A 22,432-nucleotide genomic window follows, 5' to 3' on the forward strand; every position below is an offset into this window, starting at 1 on the left:
TAACCGCTCGCGTGCCCTGCGTCACGCGGCGCGGCGCGGGATGCAGGGCAATGGATCAGAGCGCGCCTTCGCCGGCACCCGTGCTGTCGACCGACGGCGCGGCGCCGGTGACCGTCTTGCCCTCCAGCGCATCGAGCCGGGCGCGCAGCGCATCGGCCTCGTCGCGCGCGGCGACGGCCATGGCCTTCACCACTTCGAATTCGTCGCGGCTGACGAAATCCATGCCGCCCAGGAACGTCTTGGCCCGTTCGCGCGCGGCAGCCTCACCCTCGCGCGCCATGCCGGCGATGGTGCCGGCCGCGCCGTTCACGAACTTGGCGAAATCGTCGAACAGGCGATTGTCGGACTGCATGGAAAATCCTTCCGGTTGGCCAGGCGCCCGTCGCGCCGACCGTTTCTAAAGCGTGATTTGGGTGGAATGGGCCGGCGGCACAAGGGTTTCCGCGTTCGGATTACGCCGGTCGATCTGCCAGTTGAGCGCCGACGCGATCACCAGCCACACCAGATACGGCACCAGCAGCCACGCCGCGAGCGGCCGGATGCGGCCAAAGGCAAAGGTGGTGGCAAGTGCTGTGAAGAACAGCGCGACGATCAGGTACAGCGCCAGCGTCACCTGATGCGCGCCAAAGAACAACGGCGACCAGACGAGGTTCATCGCCAGCTGCGCCACGAACAACGCGATGGCGATCCCCCGGCCCCGCGCGCCGCGCGCGTTCAGCACGACGGCTATTGCAAAGCCCAGCATCAGGTACAGGATCGTCCACACGACCGGGAACGCCCAGTTGGGCGGCCGGATCGCCGGCAGGTCGAGCATCCGGTACCAGCCGTTCGCATCCCCCGCGACGACCAGCTGCCCCGACGTGAATCCCAGCAACAGGATTAACGGCACGCAAACCACCGCGCGCCGCAGAAATCCCGATCGCAACTGCCACTTCGACGCGATCTCGTTCATCCCGCACCCCAGTACCGACGCGCCCGTTGCGCCGCCGTTCAGGGCGCAGTGCTTGCTGTGTGCGGTGCGTCATTGCAAGTCAAAGCGGCCGATTCGGGCGCATGGGCACCGATCAGGAACTCGATATTGCCCTCCGGCCCGGTAATCGGGCTGGGATCGACGCCCGCGACCCGCCAGCCAAGCCCGGTCAGCCAGTCGGCCACCGCATCGCATACGCGTGTATGGATCGCCGGATCGCGCACCACGCCGCCCTTGCCGACCTCCTCGCGCCCCGCCTCGAACTGCGGCTTGATCAGCGCCAGCAACCGGCCGCCGGGCTTCACGAAGGTCAGCGGCACCGCCAGCACCTTGGCCAGCGCGATGAAGCTCGCGTCGCACACCACCAGATCGACCGGCTCGGGGATCTGCGCCTCGGTCAGCAGCCGGGCGCTCAATTGTTCGTGGACGATGACCCGTGGGTCCTGCCTGAGCTTCCACGCCAGCTGGTTCGTACCGCTGTCGACCGCGTAGACCCGCGCCGCGCCGCGCGTCAGCAGCACGTCGGTAAAGCCACCGGTCGACGATCCGACATCGATCGCCACCGCCTGCGTCACGTCCCAGCCGAAATGGTCGAGGCCGTGCGCCAGCTTGATCCCCCCGCGCGACACCCACGGATGATCGCGCCCACGCACGTCCAGCGTGACGTCTGGGGCGAATTGCTGCCCCGGCTTGTCGACCTTGCGATCGCCGACGAACACCAGCCCCGCCATGATGAGCGCCTGCGCCCGCGTCCTGCTTTCGGCCAGGCCACGATCGACGAGCATCTGGTCCGCACGTTGCTTTGCCATGGCCTCGCATGGCGCGGCTTTCCGCCCGTCGCAACCCTTGATCGACTGGTCGATTGGCTATTGCCTATCGGATGAGTAGGAATACATTGACTATAGGAAGCCGCCCGGACCCGATCCCCGTCCCTAAGCCTGGCCGGCGGCTTCCACCCCGTTGAACACCATGAGCAGGAGCGTGACGATGGCACAGTTTTCGACTCCCCCGACCGGCCTGCCCACGGTGCTGACCGTGCCCGGCCTGAACGGTTCCGGCCCATCGCACTGGCAGACGCTGTGGGAGCAATCGCGCCCCGACACCGCGCGGGTCGAGTTGGGCCTGTGGTCGCGGCCATTGCGCAATGCGTGGGTGACGAAGCTCGATCAGGCGATCCGCCAGGCACAGGCGCCGGTGGTGCTGGCGGCGCATTCGCTCGGCTGTCTCGCCGTCGCATGGTGGGCGCAACTGTCGGGACAGCCCTATGGCTGGCCGGTCGCGGGCGCATTGCTGGTGGCGCCGGCTGATGTCGACCGGGCGGGCGCGCCGGTGGAATTGCAGGGTTTCGCCCCCACGCCGCGTTTCGCCCTGCCCTTCCCCTCGCTGGTCGTCGCCTCGACCGACGATCCCTGGGTCTCGATCGAGCGGGCGCATTCGATGGCGGTCGATTGGGGCAGCCATTTCGTCGATGCCGGCGCGCAGGGTCATCTGAATGCCGCCAGCGGTATCGGCTGGTGGGAAGAGGGCCAGGAACTGCTCGACCGCGTGATCGCGGCGTCGGGGGACGGACATGGCCATGTCCGGCTGCCCAGCGATGCCCGGTCGGTGCTGGCGATCAACGCCACCGACGCCGCGCAGGGGCAGTTCCTGCGCTGACGTCCAGCGTCACCCCGGATCACGTCCGGGGTGACGATCAGGCGACCGATTGAAGATAGACCGCCAGGTCTCGCACATCCTTCATCGGCGGCAGCTCGACCGGATCGGCCCGCTTCGGAATCGCCAGCCCCAGCCGCGCCCACGCTGCCTCGACCAGATCGGCAACGTCTTCGTCATCGATCATCAGGAACCGAGCGAAATCGTCGTCGGGATGCGGGACAACGCCCTCTCCGTAACAAGGCGCAACCAGATCGCGGGTCAGCGCGGCGATGGCCGGAGTCACGCCGTTCTCCGCCACCATCGCGTCGAAATCCGCCGTGCTCCATCCGGCGCGATACGCCTTGGCCGCACTGAACTGCCGCCACATCCGCCAGTTGAACCAGGCAAGCGCGACCACCGCCAACGCGATGATCGCCGCCGCCTTCTGTCCGCCGGTCATGCGCGGACTTCGGTGGCTCCGCTCTCGTTCCAGCGCAGCGCCTGCAACACCGTGTCGACGATCTGCGGCGCGTTCAGGCCAGCTTCGTCATATTGCTTTTGCGGGCTGTCCTGATCCTGGAAGGTATCGGGCAGGCGCATCGTGCGCAGCTTCAGGCCCGCATCGATCAGCCCGCTGTCGCTGGCAAAGGTCAGGACATGCGCGCCGAGGCCCCCGACTGCGCCTTCCTCGACCGTCACCGCGACTTCGTGGGTGGTCAGCAGGCGGCGGATCATCGCCTCGTCGAGCGGCTTGGCAAAGCGCAGGTCGGCAACGGTGGTCGACAGCCCCTTCGCCTCCAGCGCGTCGGCGGCCTTCAGCGCTTCCTCCAGCCGGGTGCCGAGCGACAGGATCGCGATCTTGCTGCCCTCACGGACCAGACGCCCCTTGCCGATCTCCAGCTTCTGCGGGACCTCCGGCAGTGCCACGCCGATGCCGTTGCCGCGCGGATAGCGTACCGCGATCGGCCCGGCGTCATATTCGGCGGCGGTATAGGTCATGTGGACCAGTTCCGCCTCGTCCGCCGGGGCCATCACCACCATGTTCGGCAGCGTCGCAAGATAGGTCACGTCGAAGCTGCCGGCATGGGTCGCGCCATCCGCCCCGACCAGCCCGGCGCGGTCGATCGCGAAGCGCACCGGCAAATTCTGAATGCAGACGTCGTGCACGACCTGATCATAGGCACGCTGGAGAAAGGTCGAATAGATCGCGCAGAACGGCCGCATGCCCTGCGCCGCCAGACCGGCGGCAAAGGTCACCGCATGCTGTTCGGCGATGCCGACGTCGAAGAATCGGTCACCATGTTCCTTGGCAAAGCGGTCCAGCCCGGTGCCCGACGGCATCGCGGCAGTGATCGCGCAGATGCGGCTGTCGGTATCGGCCAGTTGGCTCAGCGTATGGCCGAACACGTTCTGATATTGCGGCGGCCCGGCGGGCGCCTTCACCTGCGTGCCGGTGATGACGTCGAACTTCTGGACGCCGTGATATTTGTCCGCCGCCGCTTCGGCCGGGGCATAGCCCTTGCCCTTCTTGGTCACGACATGGACCAGGATCGGGCCTTCCTCGGCATCGCGGACATTTTCGAGGACCGGGATCAGATGATCGAGATTGTGACCATCGATCGGGCCGACATAATAGAAGCCCAGTTCCTCGAACAACGTGCCACCGGTCGCCATGCCACGGGCGAATTCGTCGGTCTTGCGCGCGGCGGTGTGCAGCGGGCGCGGCAGGCGGCGGGCGATCTTCTTGAGCGCCTCACGCAACCCCAGAAACTCGCGGCTCGACACGATGCGCGACAGATACGCGGACAGGCCGCCGACCGGCGGCGCGATCGACATGTCGTTGTCGTTGAGGATCACGACCAGCCGGTTGCCCGCCTGCTCGGCATTGTTCATCGCTTCATAGGCCATGCCGGCCGACATTGCGCCGTCGCCGATCACGGCAATGCCCTTGCCCGGCGTACCCGCGATCTTGTTGGCGACGGCAAAGCCCAGCGCCGCCGAGATCGAGGTCGAGCTGTGCGCCGCGCCGAACGGATCGTATTCGCTTTCCGACCGCTTGGTGAAGCCCGACAGCCCGCCGCCCTGGCGCAGCGTGCGGATACGGTCGCGGCGGCCGGTCAGGATCTTGTGCGGATAGCATTGGTGGCCGACGTCCCACACCAGCCGGTCGGCGGGCGTGTCGAACACATAATGGATCGCGACGGTCAGCTCGACGACGCCAAGGCCGGACCCCAAATGCCCACCGGTGGTGCCGACCGCGCTGATCGTTTCCTGCCGCAATTCGTCGGCGAGTTGCCGCAGGTCACCGGGGGCCAGCTTGCGAAGGTCGGCGGGCGTTTGAACGGTGTCGAGCAGCGGCGTGCTAAGTGGATCGGCCATCGCGCCTGACTAGCGCAGGTGGAACCCACTGTCGATTGCCGGTGCGCGCCAGTTGGGACAAACTGCGCGTATGGTTCAGGAAAGGTTCAATCCTGCACGCATGCTGCACAGGTTCCGCGCACTTCGATAACGGGGCGCACCGGCTTGAACCCGGCCCCCGACGCTGCGGCACGGACGGTACCTGTGATCTTTTCGTCATCGATATGCGTCGTCTGTCCGCATTTGTCGCAGACGAGGAAAATGCAGTCGTGGACGCAATCGGGATGGGTATTCGCCAGATAGGCGTTGGCGCTTTCGACCCGGCGCGCCAGGTTCGCGTTCACGAACAGGTCGAGGATGCGATAGACGCTGTTGGGTGCGACGCGCCGCCCCTGCGCCTTCGACACGGCATCGGCGATATCATAGGCGGAGGCAGGCTTTTCGAACGACGCCAACACGTCGAAGATGCTGGCACGCATCGCGGTCCATTGCTCGCCGGCGCGAATCAGCGCGGCTTCCGCCGCCTTGTTCCACGCGGCTCCGTGATGTTCGTGATGTTCGTGCGCCATGTCAGCGAGATAGGCGCGCAAACGACAGGCGGCAAGCCGCTCAGCAGCGCGCGCGACGGTTCAGATGATGCCCCAGCGCCAGCAGCGCGACGCCGCTAAGCGTCGCGATCGCTTCCGGCACGCCGTGCGGCAGGGTGAGCGCCAGCGCCATGACGGCAAGGCCCATGCCACCGATCAGCGTCGGCAACCGCTGCCCATGGCGCAAAAAGCCCACGCCCAGCGCGACGATGCCGAGCAGGACGGCCAGGCCGAGGCCGATTTCGTGGATCGCCGGATGCAGCAACGTGCCGCCGACCGACGCCAGCAGCGCCATGACCGCGATGGTCGTCACGCAGTGCACCGCGCACAGGCCGGACAGGATGATCCCGAACCGGTCGAGTCGGCCTTCGTGCAACCAGGTTCGGGCGGTGGTGCTGCGCATGCACCCCCTATGCCCCGAATTGCGCGAAGTTACAACATATCGTTTCATGGCTGCCCAAACGCCGCCGCACGCGCCGGGTTCGACGGGGCCACGAAAAAGTCCCGCCCTCAACGTTTGCGCGTTACCATCAGGTCGGGCTTGGCGGGCGGTTTCCAGCCGGCGGGCGGTTCGACCCGTTGCCGGCTGGTGCCCAGCCCCATCGCACCGGGCGCCTGCCGGGTCAGCCCCGCCGTGTCCGCCGCTTGCGCGGCGTTGGGATCGGCACCGCCGCGCAGCAGGTTGATCCGGTCGCGCAACCGCGATGCGGTTTCGAAATCCATCGCCGCGGCGGCGGCTTCCATCCGGGCGCGAAGCGTCTCGATCGTATCGGTCATGCGACCCGAACGCGCGAGACGCCGCGACGGATCATCGCCAGTCGAACGCCAGTGGCGCCTCGCGGAACGCAAACCGGTCGAGATGGCGCGCGACCGCCCCCTTCAGCCCGTCCAGCTGCTCCGCCGACGTCGCGTCGATCCGCACGTTCAGCGCATCGGAGGCGGCATCGAACGTCACCAGCGCGTCGCCGGGATGGCTGGCGCCGCGCGCGTCGCGGGGGAAGACCACCGTACCGTGGTCGGCGTCGAACTCGACGGTCAGGTTATGCTGCCAATGCTTGCACAGCTGCTGGAGGTACCGGCTGGCCTGCGCAGTCGGCACCGCGGCGTGGGTCGTGAAATCGGTCATAGGCGTTCAACTTTCTGCGCCGCTTCGTCGAGGATCGCGGCAATGGCGTGGAGGGTGTCGGTGTCGACGTCCGGCCCGGCGAGCCGGTGGTGGAGCGCGGCGCGCAGGTTGGCGCGGGCGCGGTGGATCGGGCCGGCATCGGTGCGGGCACGGTGTTCGCCCAGCGCCTGCAACCGTGCGAAGAGGTCGGCGACCTGTTCGGCATCCTGCGCCAGCTGCGCGCTGCCCGCCTCGGTCACGGCGAACAGCTTGCGCGTGCCCTCGCTCGCCTGTTCCTCGATCAGTCCCATGTCGGTCAGCAGCGTCAGTGTCGGATAAACGACGCCGGGGCTGGGCGCATAGGCGCCGCCGGTGCGCGCCTCGACCGCGCGGATCAGGTCGTATCCGTGGCGTGGCGCCTCGGCGATGAGCGCCAGCAGCACCAGCTTCAGTTCGTCACCGCCCAGCACCCGGCCCCGCGGCCCGCCGCCATGTCGGCCACGACCACCCGGACCCGGCCCGCCGGTCCATGACGCATATCCCATTCCAAATCGCATTCTCATTCTCCGATATATCTTAGACACCAAGATATATCTTGAAACGGTTCTTGCAAGAGGCGTTTGGCGGTTTTTTGCGAAGGCCTATATTCGGGCCATGTCCGACCTGTTCGCCGACTTCGCTCCGCCCGTTCCCGACCCGCCCGCCGCTGGGCCGCTGGCCGATCGCCTGCGCCCGACCACCCTGTCCGATGTCGTCGGGCAGGATCACCTGACCGGACCGGAGGGTGCGATCGGACGGATGGTGGCGGCGGGAAAGCTGTCGTCGATGATCCTGTGGGGACCGCCCGGCACCGGCAAGACGACCATCGCCCGGCTGCTCGCCGATGCGGTCGGCCTGCGCTATGCCCAGATTTCGGCGGTCTTCTCCGGCGTCGCCGACCTGAAGAAAGTGTTCGCCGAAGCGCGCGACCACGCCCGGCTGGGCCGCAAGACGCTGTTGTTCGTGGACGAAATCCACCGCTTCAACCGCGCGCAGCAGGATGGCTTCCTGCCCTATGTCGAGGATGGCACGGTGACGTTGGTCGGTGCCACGACCGAGAACCCGTCGTTCGAACTGAACGCGGCGCTGCTCAGCCGGTCGCAGGTGCTGATCCTCCACCGCCTCGGTGCCGATGCGTTGAACGAGCTGCTCGCGCGCGGCGAGGCACTGGAGGAACGGCCCCTGCCCCTGACCGACGCGGCGCGCGCGGCATTGGTGGCGAGCGCCGATGGCGATGGCCGGTTCTTGCTCAATCAGGCGGAGACGTTGTTCTCGATTCAACTGCCCGAACCGCTCGATCCCGCCGGGCTGTCGGCGCTGCTGCAACGGCGGGTCGCGGTGTATGACAAGGATCGCGAGGGGCATTACAACCTTATCTCCGCGCTCCACAAATCGCTGCGCGGATCGGACCCGCAGGCCGCGCTCTATTACATGGCGCGGATGCTGACGGCGGGTGAGGAACCGCTCTATGTCCTGCGCCGGCTGACCCGCTTCGCCAGCGAGGATATCGGCCTCGCCGATCCGCAGGCGCTGGTGCAATGCCTCGCCGCCAAGGACGCCTATGAGTTCCTCGGCAGCCCGGAGGGAGAACTGGCGATCGTGCAGGCGTGCCTCTACCTCGCCACCGCGCCCAAATCGAATGCGGCGTACAAGGCGCAAAAGGCGGCGTTCAAGGCCGCGCGCGAGACGGGATCGCTGATGCCTCCCCCCTCGATCCTCAACGCCCCGACCCGGCTGATGAAGGACATCGGCTATGGCAAGGGCTATGCCTATGACCATGACCAGCAGGACGGGTTTTCGGGCGCGAATTACTGGCCGGAGGAGATGCCCCCGGCACGCTTCTACGAACCGACCGGGCGCGGGTTCGAACAGCGCATCGCCGAACGCATGGCATGGTGGGACGAACGGCGGCAGACATCGTGACCCGCCGCTTCACGCGGTTTGCGGCGATCGACTGGTCGGGACAGGCGGTGGCGCGCCCCGCTGGGCTGGCGGTGGCGGAGGCGCATGACGATGGCCCCGCGCTCGTCACCCGCGACGGCGGCTGGTCGCGCGAGGGCATTCTCGACTGGCTGACGATGCTGGCGGATACCCAGGCGGACATGCTGATCGGGCTGGACCTGTCGCCCGCCCTGCCCTTCGTCGATGCCGGCGGCTATTTCCCCGACTGGCCCGGTTCGCCCGACGACGCCCGCGCGCTATGGGCGATGGTCGATGCCATGGCCGCCGGCGATCCGCATCTGGCGGCGACGTCGGTGGTGGACGACGCCGAACTGTCGCGCCATTTCCGCCGGCATCGCGCGCTCGGCGACCGCTTCGGACAGGGACGCGGGCGGTTGCGACGGTGCGAGGAACGGCAGCGCGCGGCAGGGTTCTCTCCGACCAGTTGCTTCAACCTGGTCGGCGCGGCGCAGGTCGGCAAATCAAGCCTGACGGGGATGCGGGTGCTGCACCGGCTGGCGGGGCGGATACCGGTCTGGCCGTTCGATCCGCTGCCGCCATCGGGGCCGGTGATCGTCGAAATCTACACCACCATCGCCGCGCGGGCCGCCGGGGTCCGCGCCGGGCGCAGCAAGCTGCGCGATGCCGATCAGCTGGACGCCGCGCTGGCGGTATTGGGCAGTGCGCCGCATGCGCCCTCCCCCCGCTATGACGATCACGCGACCGATGCGCTGCTGACCGCCGCGTGGCTCCGCGGGGTCGCGCACGATCCGGCGCTGTGGTCGCCGCCGGCACTGTCGCCCCGTGTCGCGCGTACCGAAGGCTGGACCTTCGGCGTGGTTTGAGATTGTGGTTCGACACACCGCTTGGTAAGCGAGTTTTGGCGTGCCCCGTTACGTTAATGGTAAACGGCTTCCTTTGTAACGAAGAGACGCGGGTTCGATTCCTGCACGGGGCACCAGCCGATTAGTTGAGGCTCGCGCGCAATCGCCCCGCGACATCCTCCAGCGTCACCCCGGCCAGCTGATCCGTCCCCTCGCCCGCGCGAAGCACGGTGGCAATGTTCAGCATGATCTGCGTCACATGATCGATCGACTGCAGGCCGGTCAGGTGCCGGCGCAGCGTCGTTTCGTCGCTGCCGAGTTCAAAGGCAAGCTCGCCGAGCAGGCGCGACGCCCGCTCCAGCTCGCCGGCCAGCGCCTCGCCCAGTTCGGGCGAGGCGACGGAGATCGCCGGCGCGCTCATTTCGAGCACAGTTTCAGGACGCCGGCGGCCAGCGCATCGGCCGCCACGGGCTGCGTCACCATGCCGCGCGACAGGGTATGGCCACCGCCGCTTTCGGCCGGCGCAAAGGCATAGCCGCCCGCGCCCAGCATCGCCTTCAGCCCGCCGCCGCCATCTTCGCTGCTGTCGAGGAACAATACGCCGGCCGCGTTCGAACCCGCCGCCTTGGCGGCAGCGGCGAACAGCAGCGAGATCGACGGCCGCTCGCCCGCCACCGGATCGCGCGCCAGCAGGCGCAGCTTGCCCGACGGCCATGCATCGACCACGACGTGATGGTCGCCCTGCGGCGCGAAATAGATCGTGCCCTGCTCGATCGCCATGCCGTCCTGCGCGACGACGACCTTCGGCGCGACCTGCGACCCCAGCTTTTCGACCATGCCGTTCACCAGCCCCGGCCCCAGATGCTGGACGACGATCGTCGGCGGGCAATTGGGCGGGAACTGCCCGAACAGGTTGAACAGCGACGCGGTGCTCGACGCATCGCCGCCGACCACCAGCAGGCGGCCGTTCCAGTCGATCGGGCGCGCGGCCGATGCGACCTTGGGCACCTTCACCGGGGCGTTGCGCGCCGACTTGATACGCTTGCCGAGCTTCGCGATGATCGCGTTCAGCTCGGCCGGCGCCGCCACGCGCGGCTTGGGCAGGCAGTCGATCGCGCCCAGGCGCAACGCCTCGATCGTCTCGCCCGCGCCGTCGGTCGTGCGGGTGGAGAACATGATGACCGGCATGGGCTTGGTATCCATGATCTCGGCCAGATATTCGATGCCGCTCATCCCCGGCATCTCGACGTCCAGCGTCATGACGTGCGGCTTGAGCGACGCCACCATCGAACGCGCCTCGGCCGCGCCATCGGCCAGTCCGACGACCTCGACACCCGGAATCCGTTCCAGCGCGCCCGAAATGAGCGCCCGCATGGTCAGGGAGTCGTCGACGACGAGGACCTTGGTGCTAGCAGCCATGATGTGATTGTCCCAAAAAGATTACGCGGTACTTCAAGCGGCTTCGGCGACCGGCTGGTCGACCAGTCGGTCGAGCGCCAGCACCAGGATCATGCGATTGTCGATCGTCGCCAGCCCTTCGAGGAATCGCGACGCCTCGGCATCGCCGATATCGGGGATCGGCTGCATGGCATCGGGGTGGATCGACACGATGTCGTTCACCGCATCGACGATGATCCCCTGCAGCTGTTCGCCGATCCGCACGACGATGATGACGTGGCGCGCCGACGGATCGGTCACGCCCCAGTTCAGCCGATGGCGCAGGTCGAATACCGGCAGCACGACGCCGCGCAGGTTCACGACACCGCGGACATAGGGCGGCACGTTGGGCAGCGGGGTGGCCGGCGACCATGCGCGGATCTCGCGGATCGCCATGATGTCGACGCCCAGGATCTGGTCGCCCAGCTGAAAGGTGATAAGTTGGCGGGACATGGGAGTTTCCTTGATCGCGCTTGGGGTCAGTGCAGGACGCGCCGGATCGCGGCGGCCAGCTTTTCGGGGTGGAACGGCTTCACGATCCAGCCGGTAGCACCGGCGTCACGCGCACGCTGCTTCTTTTCGTCGGAACTCTCGGTAGTTAGCACGAGAATCGGCAGGCTGCGACGCCCCTGCCCGCGGACTTCGGCGATCAGGCCGAACCCGTCCATGCGCGGCATGTTGATGTCGGTGATCAACAGGTCGGGCTGGAACCCGTCCAGCTTTTCCAGCGCATGAACGCCGTCCTCGGCCTCCACGACGCTGTATCCCAGATCGGTCAGCGCGACCCGCAGCAACATTCGCATGCTGGGCGAATCGTCGACGGTCATGATCGTCTTGGCCACGGTAAGAGGCTCCCTCGGTGCAGATTCGGTCATCAGAAAAACTCCACGTCGCCGACGGCGGCGGGCGGTGGCGGTGGTGCGCGCACGACGATCGGCGGCGGTGCGGTATCGACGACCGACCGGCATCGCGCCAACCCGACCGCCGCGCGAAACTCGACCCGACGCGCCTGGGTGCCGCCGACATCCTCACCGACCAGCGCGATGCGTTCGTCGCGCAGGAAGGTGCGGGCAAAGGCGATGTTGGCGCCGCCGATATCGCGGAACCCCGCGCGCATCGTCGCCCCGCCAAAGATGCGCGCGCGCATCCGCGACCGCGCCGCGCCACGCGCCAGCATCGCGTTGATCAGCACTTCCATCGCATACACGCCGTAACGCTGCATCGACGCCGGGTCGGACGCGTTGCCGTCCGCCAGCAGGTAATGGTTGATCCCGCCGATCTGGGCGATCGGGTCGTAGAAGCACGCGGCGACGCAGCTGCCGAGCACCGTCGTCAGCACGACATCGCGTTCGTTGCTGACCTGGGTCTCGCCCTGTGCAACGGTTACCCGCCGCAGTCCGTCACGGGTCGCCAGCGCGCTCATGCGGCGCATTCCGCCAACAGACGCGCGGCGATCTTGCGCAGCGGCAGCTGTTCGGTGACCGCGCCGATCTGCTGCGCGATCGCGGGCATGCCATAGACGACACTGGTCGCCTTGTCCTGGCCGAAGGTCATCGATCCGCAGCCGCGCATCGCCTTCATCCCCTCCGCCCCGTCACATCCCATGCCGGTCAGGATCGCGGCGGTCGCATCGCGGCCCGCCAGGCGCGCGACCGAATGGAACAGCCGGTCGACCGACGGGCGATGGCCGTTCACCTTGTCGCCTTCGACCAGGCGGCAATGGCGCCGGTCGCCCGATCCGCCGATCTCCATATGCCGTTCGCCGCCAGGCGCGAGATAGACCTTGCCCACCGCCAGCGGTGCGCCCGCGCGCGCTTCCTCGACGCTCGGCGCGCACAGCCGGTTGAGCCGCGCGGCAAAGCTCGGGGTAAAGGTCGCCGGCATATGCTGGACGATGACGGTCGGCGGGCAGTTGGCAGGAAAGCCCGACAGCAGCTCGATCAGCGCCTCGACACCGCCGGTCGACGCGCCGATCGCGATCATCGCGCCGGGACGCGGGGTATAGGTTGCACGTTCCTGCACCGGTGCGGCGGCGCGCACCGGCGTGGCACGCGCGGCCGGGCGCGCGGTGGCGGCGGCGCGGACCAGCTCGGTCAGCTCCGACGTGCAGGCGGCATCGGTGCCGGCCATCAGCCGCGTCTTGTCGAAACAATCGAACGCGCCGCGTTCCAGCGCGGTCAGGCTGGCCTCGGCGCCTTGCGCGGTCAGCGTCGACAGCATGACCACCGGCGTCGGGCGCAGCCGCATCAGCCGTTCGAGGAAGTCGAGCCCGCTCATCCCCGGCATCTCGATGTCGAGCGTCACGACATCGGGGTCGAGCGCCTTGATCTGCGCGCGTGCCTCGTCGGCGCTCGCGGCGGTGCCGACGACCTCGATCCCCGGATCGGCAAGCAGCCGGCGGCGAATGATCGCCTGCATCGCCATCGAATCATCGACGATGAGGGTGCGGACGCTCATGCGGCGATCTTCTGATATGCGGTGCGGCCGATGCAGCGGAACTTGTCCTGCACCGCGCCGATCAGCCGCTCCGAATGACCGATGTAGAGCATCCCCCCAACCTCCAATCGCTCGCCGAGCCGCGCCAGCAGGCGTTCTTTTGTGGGCTCGTCGAAATAGATCATGACATTGCGACAGAAGATCGTGTCGAACCGCCCCTTGAACGGCCAGTCGCCGAGCAGGTTGAGCGGCTTGAACGCGATTCCCTCGCGAAGGACCGGATCGACGACAAGGCTGTCGCCGTCCCCCCCGGTCCATACGGAACGCAGCGATGCGGGTACGGTCCGCATCGTTTCCTTCGAATACCGGCCGGCGCGCGCGGTGTTCAGCACGCTTGGCGACACGTCGGTCGCCAACAGGCGCAGGTCGGCCTTCAACAGTCGCTGAGCGGCGGCGCGGTCGGTGCCGAACATCGCCATCAGCCATGAATAGGGTTCCTCGCCGCTCGAACACGCCGCCGACCACAGCCGCACCCGCCCGCCCTTTGCCAGCCGGTCGGCGAGCGACGGCCAGATCCGCTCCACGAAATCCTCGAAATGATGGTTTTCGCGAAAGAAGCTGGTGTGGTTGGTGGTCAGCGCGTCGATCGCCCGGCCGCGTTCCTCGGCATCGCGGCCGATATGCGCCACATAATCGGCAAAGCTGCCGAAGCCGCATGCCCGCACGCGCGGCGCGATCCGGCCATAGACCAGCTGCGCCTTGCCATCGGGCAGCAGGATGCCGACCTCGTCATACACCAGCGCCGCGATGGCGCGGTGGTCGCCGGGGTGAAATTCGAATTCACGCGCGCGGCTGTTGTCGAGGGCGGCGGCCCGGTTCATGCGGCGATCGCCGCGGTCGGACGGTTGGCGAAGCGGCCGCGCGTCGTCAGCGCATCGACATCGGCGATCAGCGCGACGCGCCCGTCGCCCAGGATCGTCGCGCCCGCAACGCCGTCGATCGCCTGGTAATTCGCCTCCAGGCTCTTCACGACCACCTGCCGCTGATCCTGAATGGTATCGACCAGCAGCGCGGCCTGGCCATGGTCGCCCTCGACCACGATCAGCACGGCGTTCGTCGGGTTCCGCTCGGCCCCCTCGATGCCCAGATAGTCGGCGATGCGCAGCACCGGCACGTACGACCCGCGCACGTCGAGCAGCGTGCCGTCCGGCCCCAGCCGGCTGAGCGTGTCGTCGTCGGGGCGCAGGCTTTCGACGATATGGCCCAGCGGAATGACGAAGGTCTGCTGGCCCACGGTCACGATCATGCCATCGAGCACCGCCAGCGTCAGCGGCAGGCTGAGCGAAAAGCTCGACCCGAAGCCTTCGCGCGACTGGATGCCGATACGGCCGCCCAGCGCCTGGATGTTCTTGCGCACCACGTCCATGCCGACGCCGCGTCCGGACACGTTGGTGATGGCCGCCGCGGTCGAGAAGCCGGGCGCGAAGATCAGGTTGTCGATCTCCTCATCGCTCAGCACCGCATCGGGCAGGATGATGCCCTTCTCGATCGCCTTCGCCTTCACCCGTGCGCGGTTGATCCCCTGTCCATCGTCGGACACGGTGATGACGATGCGGCCCGACTGGTGCGCGGCGGCCAGGCGGACGACGCCCTCGGCCGACTTGCCCGCCGCGACGCGAACGTCGGGCATTTCCAGGCCATGGTCGACGGCGTTGCGGATCAGGTGGGTCAGCGGTTCGCCGATGCGTTCGACCACCGTCTTGTCGACCTCGGTCATCTCGCCATCCACCTCCAGGCGGACGCGCTTGCCGGTCTCGCCCTCCAGTTCGCGGACGATGCGCGGCACGCGGCTGAACACCGTCTTCATCGGCTGCGCACGGATCGCCATCGTCGATTCCTGCAACTCGCGCGTCAGATGTTCGAGGTCGCTCAGTTCCGAGATGCCGCCCATCTGGTTTTCGGCCAGCCGCTGCGCCAGCATCGCCTGCGTAATCACCAGCTCGCCGACCAGGTTGACCAGCCGGTCGAGCTTGTCGAGGTCGACGCGGATCGTCTGCGCCGGCGGTGCCACAGCAGCGGCCGGGGCAGCGGCACGCGGCGCGGCCGGTTCCGCCGCGACCGGCGACACAGCGGGCGCAGGTGCCGGCGCGGCAACCGGGGCGGGAGCAGGCGGCGGCGGCGGCGCGGCGACCTCCGGTTCGGCGACGACCGCTACCGGCGCGCTTTCCATCGAATCGAGCAGGTCGAACAGCGCGTCGACGCTATCCTCCGCCATCGCCGGTTCGGCATCGCCGCGCGTCAGCGTGATCGCGCTTGGGTCGCCGAATTCGAACACCGCGCGGATGTCATCCTCGGCAACGCTGGCGGGCAGCGCGACGTCCCACGCCAGATAGCCGCATTCGGGGTCCATCATGTCCAGCGGCGGCAGCGCGGCGCGGTCGCACGACGTCACCTTGCCGCCCAGCATCGTCAGTTCGCGCAGCAGCAGCAGCGGTTCGGCACCATGTTCGAACGCCTTGGACCCCGGCGTATAGCGCAGGCGCCAGCCATTGGCGGCATCCGCGCCGTCCTCCGACTGCGCCACATCGCCCAGCATCGACATCAGGTCGTCGAAATCGTCGGAAATGGCGACCGCCGGCGCGGCATCCGCCGCCGGCGCCGCCGCGGCCTTGGGCTCCGTATCGCCCCCGGCGGCCGCGACCAGCCGTTCCAGCATCGCCGCATCGGCCGGCGGCGTATCGCCGTCGCGCGCCGCCGCCACATGGTCGGCCAGCACGTCGAACGCCCCCACCACCACGTCGAGCAGCGCGGGCGTCAGTTCCAGCGTACCGTTGCGGATCAGGTCGAGCAGCGTCTCATACTGGTGGGTATAGGCCTGCAACCGTTCGTGCCCGAACGCGCCCGCCCCGCCCTTGATCGAATGGACGCAGCGGAAGACGCCGTTGATCGTTTCCGAATCGCGGTCGCCGTCGCGCAGCAACGCGAAATTGCCTTCCATCGCGGCAAGGCCTTCCTCGCACTCCTGGAAGAAGATCTGCTGGATTGCGTCGAGGTCCATGAAATTCGCTCCGGATCAGGCGGCGATAAGGGTGTCGAGGGCCGCCAGCGTCGCCATGTCGGCGAACACCGGACTCGCGCCGACGATGCGGAAATCCTGGCCCGATTCCTCCGCCGCGACTTCGGCAGCGGCCAGCACCTGCAGGCACGCTTGGCCGATCCGCTCCACGCCCGACGCATCGAGCAGGATCGGGGTGCCGGTGCCGATCGCATCGCGCAGCGTCTGGCGCAGCGCGGCGGCGGCGGGGGTATCGAGTACGGCAGGAAGAGCGATGGTCATGGGCGTATCCCGGAAAAGGAGGTCGCTGGCAGGGATTGGGATCAGAATTCGGTCCAGTCGTCTTCATCCACGACCATCGCGGCCGCGGTGGCGGCACTGCCGCTGGCGGCGGCCTTGCGGCGGGGTGGCGGCGACGACGGGGCCATGTCGCGGCTGACCTGCGCGACGCGGGCCTGCAACCGGTGGACGGCGCTCTGGGTCGGTGCATGGCGCGGAGCGGAAGCAACCTTGGCCGCGGCATAGGTGCCATGGCGCAGCGTGAAGCGGTCGACCTGCCGCGCCAGCTCCTGTGCTTCTTCGGCCAATGTGCGGGCGGCGGCGGTCGCCTGTTCGACCATCGCGGCGTTTTGCTGGGTCACGCCGTCCATCTCGTTGACGGCGGTGTTGACCTGTTGCAGCCCGGTCGCCTGCTGATCGGCCGAGGTGGCGATGGTGCCGACCAGCGCGCTGATCTCGCCGATGCGCCCGATAATCCGCTGCAATGCCTTGCCGGTTTCGCTGACCAGTTCGACACCGGTCGCGACCTGTTCGGACGATGCGTTGATCTTGGCCTTCACGTCCTTGGCGGCGTCGGCCGAACGCTGCGCCAGCGCGCGCACTTCGGACGCGACGACCGCGAACCCCTTGCCCGCGTCGCCGGCACGGGCGGCTTCGACCCCGGCGTTCAGCGCCAGCAGATTGGTCTGGAATGCGATGCCGTCGATGACGGTGATGATATCGCCGATCTCGCCCGATGCCCGTTCGATGCCGTGCATCGCGTCGACCGCGCGGCGGACGACATCGCCCGACTGTTCGGCCTCGTCACGGGTTTCGCTGACGACCGCATGGGCGCGGGTGGCGCCGGCGGCGGTTTCGCGCACTGTGCCGGTGATCTGGTCCATCGCGGCGGCGGTTTCCTCCAGGCTCGCGGCCTGCTGCTCGGTACGCTGCGACAGGTCGTCCGATGCCTTGCGAATGTCGTTGGCGCCGCTGTTGATGCCGCTGGTCGCCTCGCGCACCGCCGCCAGCACTTCCGACACCGCGTCCATCGCCGCGTTGAAATCGATGCGCAGCCGTTCGTAATCGGCGGGGAACGGGTCGGCGATGCGATAGCTGACGTCGCTGGCGGCAAGGCGCGACAGCCCCTCGCCCAGCCGGCCGACCACCTGCTTCTGGCCGGTCGCCGCGTCCTTTACCGACTGGCCGTTCGCCTGGAACACCTGCATCGCGCGCGCCATGCGGCCGATACAGTCGCGATGGTCGGCATGCTCGATCGTGCGCGACAAATCGCCGGCGGCAATCGCCTCCATTCCCACGACCGAATCGACATAGGGGTTGCAGACGGCGCTGCGGAACACGACCGCCAGCACGATAGTGACGCACAACGCCGCCACTGCCGCACCCAGCAGGATCGGCGCCGACGCCATGCCGCCCAGCGCCGCCGCCGTGGTGGCGACCGGCACGGCCACCAACAAGGCATAGACCGTCCCCATCACGGTAAACTTCAGACGGATCGGGGCGTCTTTGCGAAACCAACGCATCATTCATGTGCTCCAAACGAACTTTGTCACATCCCCCCGGACTGCATTGCTCGCTTGGATATCGAGGTACCGATCTCCGTATAATTTCTGGTTAATGTCGAAGATGCGTGGAACTGCGTACCGTCACGACCGATCGGCGCAGTTTCGGATACTGGATATTATCGTTCCAGATCATGATGTTATCCGATTCATCGAATTGACAGCGCCGGACAAAGTGGTAGCGATACCATTACCGGACAATCCGGCGACACGATGGGCGGAACGAACCGCACCACGCATCAGGGGAGTTTTCGCATGAGAGGTCATCTTCTCGGCAATCTGGCGCGCAGCGCCTCCGCCATCACTCTGGCCGCAGCTTTGGTCGCACCCGGCATCGCCGCCGCGCAGACCGGCGACACCGCCGTCAATGCCCAGCCTGGCGCCACCGAAGGCACCGCCGGCAGCACCGCACAGCAGACCGGCCAGGACCCGGTGCAGGACGGCGAGGAAATCGTCGTCACCGGCATCCGCGCCTCGCTGAACCGCGCGATCGATATCAAGCGCAACTCGGCCGGCGTGGTCGACGCGATCAGCGCCGAGGATATCGGCAAGTTCCCCGACACCAACCTCGCCGAGTCGCTGCAGCGCATCACTGGCGTGTCGATCAACCGGGTGAACGGCGAAGGATCGCAGGTGTCGGTGCGCGGCTTCTCGGGCGGGTTCAACCTCGTCACGCTGAACGGCCGCCAGCTCCCCGCCTCGAACGTCGACACCAGCGGCGCGGGCGATTTCGCACGCGGCACCGGGCGTTCGTTCGACTTCCAGAATCTCGCATCGGAAGGCGTATCGGCGCTGGAGGTCTACAAGACCGGCCGCGCCTCCATCCCGTCGGGCGGCATCGGCGCGGCGATCAACGTCGTTACCCGCAAGCCGCTGGACTCGCGGGAGGATGGCGTCACCGGCTCGTTCGGCGTGAAGGCACTGCACGATGTCAGCACGATGGAGGGCGAAGGCGCCCGCGTGCTTCCCGAAGTGTCGGGTCTGCTCAGCTGGCGCAACGACGCGCGCACCTTCGGCCTGTCGGTCTTCGGCAGCTTCCAGCGCCGCGACAGCACCTCGGCCCAGAGCGCGCCGAACTATTTCACGGTGGTCCCAACCGCCGACGTGCTCAACCCCGCCGGTCCTTACGTCAACGGCCAGACCCAGATCGAGAACCGGCCGACCACGCCGTTCACGCTGGTTCCCAACGACAGCCGCTACCAGTTTTCGGAAAACAAGCGGGAACGCATCAACGGCCAGGCGGTGTTGCAGTTCGCGCCGACCGAACGGCTGACCTTCACCGCCGACGCGCTGTTCGCGCAGAACCGGCTGGAGGAACAGCGCAGCGAGCAGACCAACTGGTTCAACCGCCCGTTCGGCCGGATCAAGTTCAACGGCAACGACGTGATCGCCACGCCCGATTTCATCTCGGAAACGATTAACGGCGTGAAGGACCAAGGCTTCGAGCAGCAGTTCCGCGCCACCAAGACCCAGCTTCAGTCCTATGGCCTGAACGGCAAGTGGCAGATGACCGATCGTCTGACGCTGAACGTTGATGGCTATCATGCCGTGTCGAAGTCGACGCCCGATGCCCCCAACGGAACGTCGGTGACATTGATGTCGCTTGGCGCGCCGGTCATCAGCAGCCAGGCGATCGATTATAGCAGCGGCTTCCCCCGCGTGACGCAGACGATCAACGATTCGATCAACGGCAATGGCAACGGCGTCCTCGACCTCGGCGACGTCGGCACGCAGATTTCGCGCACCAACACCGCCACCCAACGCCAGCGGATCAACGGCGGTCGTGCAGATTTCGGCTGGGACCTGGGCGGCGGCAGCCGGTTCGATTTCGGCGGCACCTACACCGACTCGCAAATGACCAGCCAGCGGGTGCAGACGCAGCAGCAGCTGGGCGACTGGGGCATCACCGATCCGGGCATCGTCCAGCGGCTGGCGTCGAACGTGGTCAAGACCTTCTGCCTCGACTGCAAGTTCGACAAGTTCAGCACCGCCGATGTGAAGCGCACTGCCTTCCGCGGCAACGCCGTCGTCCTGAACGACATCTTCTCGAACTTCTACGCCGCCAACCCGATTTCGACCACCGCCAACGACAATGATACGGTCGGCGAGAAGGTCTGGGGCGTCTATGGGCAGATCACCTGGAAGGGTGAGATCGCCGGCCGCCCCGCGAACCTGCTGTTCGGCACCCGCTATGAAGAAACGAAGGTCCGCTCTGTCGCGATCCAGGCGATCCCGTCGGCGCTGAAGTGGGATGCGGATAACGACTTCTCGGCGGTCGTCGCAGCCTCCGGCTCGCCGGTCGTCCAGCGCGGCAACTATACCAACCTGCTGCCGGCGGTCGATTTTAACATCGAGGTGTTCGACAACTTCATCGCCCGCGCGTCGGCAAGCCGCACGCTTGCCCGGCCCGACTTCGGCGACCTGTTCGCGTCGACAACGGCCGGCCCGCCGACGCGTCCGGTCGCACTGGGCGGCCGTCCGACCGGCCAGTCGGGCAATGCCAGCCTGCTTCCGCTCGTGTCGGACAATTTCGACCTGTCGGTCGAATGGTATTTCAAGCCGTCGAGCTATGTGTCGGTCGGGTTCTTCGACAAACGGGTGCGCAACTTCATCGGCAAGGGCGTGTTCAACCGCAGCCTGTTCGACCTGCGCGATCCGTCGTCGGGCGCGGCGGGCACCCGTTCGGGAACCGCATTGGCGCGGCTACAGGCGCTGGGTGCCGACCTGAGCGACGTGAACCTGTTCACCTACACCGCACTTCTTCAGCAGAACGGCGGCAACACTGCCCAGGCCGATGCCACGTTCCAGGCAAATCGCGTCAATGGCGGCGCGCTGAATCAGGATTATGTGAACAGCGTCCTGCAGGCGATCGACATCTACGCTAACGGCCAAGACCCGCTGTATAACTTTGCCGTGGAACAGCCGATCAACAACCGCGAGGGCCATATCTATGGCTTCGAACTCGCAGGTCAGTACTTCTTCGGCAACACCGGCGTCGGTGTCCAGGCCTCGTACACGAAAGTCTATGGCGACGTGAACGCCGACATCGCGGCCGATCCGAACGTCAATGTGTTCGCGCTGACCGGGCTGGGCGACAGCGCCAACGGATCGATCATTTATGACAAGAACGGCCTGTCCGCCCGCGTGACCTATAACTGGCGCGACAAGTTCCTGGCCGCGACCAATCAGGGCGACAGCCGAAACCCGTTGTTCGTCGCGCCGTTCGGCACGCTGGACTTCAACATCAGCTACGACCTGAACGACCGCATGGCGCTGTCGATCGAAGGGGTGAACCTGACCAGCGAGCCGCTGGTGCAATATGGTCGCGACCGTAACGCGTTGGTGTTCGCCCAGGAACTGAAGCCGCGCTTCCTGCTGGGGGCACGCTATCGCTTCTGATGCGGTCAAGTGACGGGAAAGGGGCGCCCTTCGCGCAAGGGCGCCCCTTTTCATCGCGCGCGATTGCCCTACCCTCACGCCAGCCCAAGGAAAGGTCCGCGTGTCGATGCCCCCCGTATCCCTCAACAACGTCGATCATCACGACCTGACCGTGCGGGTCGCGCACGGCGCCGACCATGGCGATGCGGTCAATCAGGTGCTGCTGTTCCCCAATGAATTCGAAGCGGCGCAGCGCGACTATCCGATCCTGTTCCGCCGCGACGACCGGGGCGGCCTCTATGCCGTCGCGCTGCTCGGCCTCGATCCCGATGACAATCTGTTTCTCGGCGACAGCGGCGAATGGCAGGCAAGCTATGTCCCCGCCGTCCGCCAGCGCGGCCCCTTCGGCCGCGATCGGGACAGCGGCGGTCTCACCATCGACCTGAGCGACCCGCGTGTCTCGCGCGGCGACGATGGCAATCCGCTCTACCTCCCGCACGGCGGCACCGCGCCCTATCTGGCGCATGTCGAGGGGGTGCTGGACGTGATCCACGAGGGGCAGCAGATCAATGCGCCCCTGTTCGCCGCGTGGCAGGCCGCCGACCTGCTGCGCCCGACCAATATCGAACTCGACCTGGGTGATGGGCAGAGCTGCACGATCACCGACATCTTGGTCGTCGCCGACGATGCGCTCGACGCGCTGACCGCCGACCAGCTGGCGGCGCTGCATGTCAGCGGCGCACTGCGCGCCGCGTTCATGGCCAGCGCGTCGCTCGACAACATTCCCCGGCTGATCGACCGGCGGCAACAGCGGCACGGCGGCTGA

25 protein-coding genes and 1 tRNA gene are annotated in these 22,432 nt (G+C 67.2%); 6 read left to right on the forward strand and 20 right to left on the reverse strand.

Annotated features, from left to right (window positions below; translation table 11 throughout):
• Positions 1-55: 55 nt before the first annotated feature.
• Genes ASE58_RS01175 through ASE58_RS01185 form a run of 3 tightly spaced genes read right to left on the reverse strand, consistent with a single transcriptional unit; the run spans position 56 to position 1,779 of the window.
• Positions 56-352, reverse strand: coding sequence for an accessory factor UbiK family protein (locus ASE58_RS01175; protein ID WP_055817160.1), 297 nt, complete (start codon positions 350-352; stop codon positions 56-58).
• A 45-nt stretch (positions 353-397) separates the two neighbouring features.
• A complete protein-coding gene (locus ASE58_RS01180; protein WP_055817163.1) occupies positions 398-952 on the reverse strand; it encodes a TspO/MBR family protein in 555 nt (184 codons plus the stop codon).
• A 38-nt stretch (positions 953-990) separates the two neighbouring features.
• Complete coding sequence (locus tag ASE58_RS01185; protein ID WP_200909273.1) at positions 991-1,779, reverse strand: TlyA family RNA methyltransferase; 789 nt, start codon at positions 1,777-1,779, stop codon at positions 991-993.
• Positions 1,780-1,957: 178 nt separating this feature from the next.
• Here ASE58_RS01185 and ASE58_RS01190 point away from each other — a divergent pair, with 178 nt between their 5' ends.
• Positions 1,958-2,626, forward strand: a complete 669-nt coding sequence (locus tag ASE58_RS01190) for an RBBP9/YdeN family alpha/beta hydrolase (protein ID WP_055817166.1) — start codon at positions 1,958-1,960, stop codon at positions 2,624-2,626.
• Between the two features lie 37 nt (positions 2,627-2,663).
• Here ASE58_RS01190 and ASE58_RS01195 read toward each other — a convergent pair whose 3' ends face one another.
• From ASE58_RS01195 to ASE58_RS01225, 7 genes are all read right to left on the reverse strand, one after another.
• Complete coding sequence (locus ASE58_RS01195) at positions 2,664-3,065, reverse strand: hypothetical protein (RefSeq protein ID WP_055817171.1); 402 nt, start codon at positions 3,063-3,065, stop codon at positions 2,664-2,666.
• Positions 3,062-4,984, reverse strand: coding sequence for a 1-deoxy-D-xylulose-5-phosphate synthase (dxs, locus tag ASE58_RS01200; protein ID WP_055817174.1), 1,923 nt, complete (start codon positions 4,982-4,984; stop codon positions 3,062-3,064). The genes ASE58_RS01195 and dxs overlap by 4 nt, the downstream gene beginning before the upstream one ends.
• An 86-nt stretch (positions 4,985-5,070) precedes the next feature.
• On the reverse strand, positions 5,071-5,532 hold the full coding sequence (locus ASE58_RS01205; RefSeq protein ID WP_055817176.1) for a Fur family transcriptional regulator: 462 nt from the start codon (positions 5,530-5,532) through the stop codon (positions 5,071-5,073).
• 40 nt (positions 5,533-5,572) lie between these two features.
• Complete coding sequence (locus tag ASE58_RS01210; protein WP_055817178.1) at positions 5,573-5,953, reverse strand: MerC domain-containing protein; 381 nt, start codon at positions 5,951-5,953, stop codon at positions 5,573-5,575.
• 107 nt (positions 5,954-6,060) lie between these two features.
• Complete coding sequence (locus ASE58_RS01215; protein ID WP_055817181.1) at positions 6,061-6,327, reverse strand: UvrB/UvrC motif-containing protein; 267 nt, start codon at positions 6,325-6,327, stop codon at positions 6,061-6,063.
• Between the two features lie 31 nt (positions 6,328-6,358).
• Positions 6,359-6,676 (reverse strand): DUF2218 domain-containing protein, encoded by a 318-nt coding sequence (locus tag ASE58_RS01220; RefSeq protein ID WP_055817184.1) that lies wholly within the window; start codon positions 6,674-6,676, stop codon positions 6,359-6,361.
• Positions 6,673-7,212, reverse strand: a complete 540-nt coding sequence (locus tag ASE58_RS01225; RefSeq protein WP_055817187.1) for a PadR family transcriptional regulator — start codon at positions 7,210-7,212, stop codon at positions 6,673-6,675. The genes ASE58_RS01220 and ASE58_RS01225 overlap by 4 nt, the downstream gene beginning before the upstream one ends.
• Before the next feature lie 97 nt (positions 7,213-7,309).
• On the opposite strand from ASE58_RS01225, the gene ASE58_RS01230 reads away from it, so the two are divergent.
• From ASE58_RS01230 to ASE58_RS01240, 3 genes are all read left to right on the forward strand, one after another.
• On the forward strand, positions 7,310-8,617 hold the full coding sequence (locus ASE58_RS01230; RefSeq protein ID WP_055817190.1) for a replication-associated recombination protein A: 1,308 nt from the start codon (positions 7,310-7,312) through the stop codon (positions 8,615-8,617).
• Positions 8,587-9,480 carry a hypothetical protein gene (locus ASE58_RS01235; RefSeq protein WP_055817192.1) on the forward strand — a complete coding sequence of 298 codons (894 nt, stop codon included), beginning with the start codon at positions 8,587-8,589 and terminating at the stop codon, positions 9,478-9,480. Before ASE58_RS01230 ends, ASE58_RS01235 begins: the two co-directional genes overlap by 31 nt.
• A gap of 42 nt (positions 9,481-9,522) precedes the next feature.
• Positions 9,523-9,596, forward strand: a tRNA-Thr gene (locus ASE58_RS01240).
• A gap of 5 nt (positions 9,597-9,601) precedes the next feature.
• Here ASE58_RS01240 and ASE58_RS01245 read toward each other — a convergent pair.
• From ASE58_RS01245 to ASE58_RS01290, 10 genes are read right to left on the reverse strand one after another with little or no spacing between them, the layout of a single operon-like run.
• Positions 9,602-9,880, reverse strand: a complete 279-nt coding sequence (locus tag ASE58_RS01245) for a hypothetical protein (RefSeq protein ID WP_055818089.1) — start codon at positions 9,878-9,880, stop codon at positions 9,602-9,604.
• The gene (locus ASE58_RS01250; RefSeq protein WP_235513446.1) at positions 9,877-10,878 is read right to left on the reverse strand and encodes a chemotaxis protein CheB; all 1,002 of its coding nucleotides are present in this window, start codon (positions 10,876-10,878) and stop codon (positions 9,877-9,879) included. The genes ASE58_RS01245 and ASE58_RS01250 overlap by 4 nt, the downstream gene beginning before the upstream one ends.
• A gap of 33 nt (positions 10,879-10,911) precedes the next feature.
• A complete protein-coding gene (locus tag ASE58_RS01255; protein ID WP_055760706.1) occupies positions 10,912-11,349 on the reverse strand; it encodes a chemotaxis protein CheW in 438 nt (145 codons plus the stop codon).
• Between the two features lie 26 nt (positions 11,350-11,375).
• Positions 11,376-11,738 (reverse strand): response regulator, encoded by a 363-nt coding sequence (locus ASE58_RS01260; RefSeq protein WP_055760704.1) that lies wholly within the window; start codon positions 11,736-11,738, stop codon positions 11,376-11,378.
• 32 nt (positions 11,739-11,770) lie between these two features.
• Positions 11,771-12,319 (reverse strand): chemotaxis protein CheD, encoded by a 549-nt coding sequence (locus ASE58_RS01265; RefSeq protein ID WP_055761621.1) that lies wholly within the window; start codon positions 12,317-12,319, stop codon positions 11,771-11,773.
• Positions 12,316-13,353 carry a protein-glutamate methylesterase/protein-glutamine glutaminase gene (locus ASE58_RS01270; protein WP_055760701.1) on the reverse strand — a complete coding sequence of 346 codons (1,038 nt, stop codon included), beginning with the start codon at positions 13,351-13,353 and terminating at the stop codon, positions 12,316-12,318. The genes ASE58_RS01265 and ASE58_RS01270 overlap by 4 nt, the downstream gene beginning before the upstream one ends.
• On the reverse strand, positions 13,350-14,213 hold the full coding sequence (locus tag ASE58_RS01275) for a CheR family methyltransferase (protein ID WP_055760698.1): 864 nt from the start codon (positions 14,211-14,213) through the stop codon (positions 13,350-13,352). Before ASE58_RS01275 ends, ASE58_RS01270 begins: the two co-directional genes overlap by 4 nt.
• The gene (locus ASE58_RS01280) at positions 14,210-16,390 is read right to left on the reverse strand and encodes a chemotaxis protein CheA (protein WP_055817199.1); all 2,181 of its coding nucleotides are present in this window, start codon (positions 16,388-16,390) and stop codon (positions 14,210-14,212) included. The genes ASE58_RS01275 and ASE58_RS01280 overlap by 4 nt, the downstream gene beginning before the upstream one ends.
• Positions 16,391-16,405: 15 nt before the next feature.
• Complete coding sequence (locus ASE58_RS01285; protein ID WP_055760692.1) at positions 16,406-16,669, reverse strand: STAS domain-containing protein; 264 nt, start codon at positions 16,667-16,669, stop codon at positions 16,406-16,408.
• Between the two features lie 41 nt (positions 16,670-16,710).
• A complete protein-coding gene (locus tag ASE58_RS01290) occupies positions 16,711-18,192 on the reverse strand; it encodes a methyl-accepting chemotaxis protein (RefSeq protein WP_055817202.1) in 1,482 nt (493 codons plus the stop codon).
• Positions 18,193-18,483: 291 nt separating this feature from the next.
• Here ASE58_RS01290 and ASE58_RS01295 point away from each other — a divergent pair, with 291 nt between their 5' ends.
• Together ASE58_RS01295 and ASE58_RS01300 are read left to right on the forward strand one after the other, a co-directional pair.
• Positions 18,484-21,627 carry a TonB-dependent receptor gene (locus ASE58_RS01295; protein ID WP_055817205.1) on the forward strand — a complete coding sequence of 1,048 codons (3,144 nt, stop codon included), beginning with the start codon at positions 18,484-18,486 and terminating at the stop codon, positions 21,625-21,627.
• Positions 21,628-21,733: 106 nt separating this feature from the next.
• Positions 21,734-22,432, forward strand: a complete 699-nt coding sequence (locus ASE58_RS01300) for a SapC family protein (RefSeq protein ID WP_055817208.1) — start codon at positions 21,734-21,736, stop codon at positions 22,430-22,432.

The sequence above is a fragment of the Sphingomonas sp. Leaf9 genome, assembly GCF_001421355.1.
In the GTDB taxonomy this organism is placed as follows: domain Bacteria; phylum Pseudomonadota; class Alphaproteobacteria; order Sphingomonadales; family Sphingomonadaceae; genus Sphingomonas.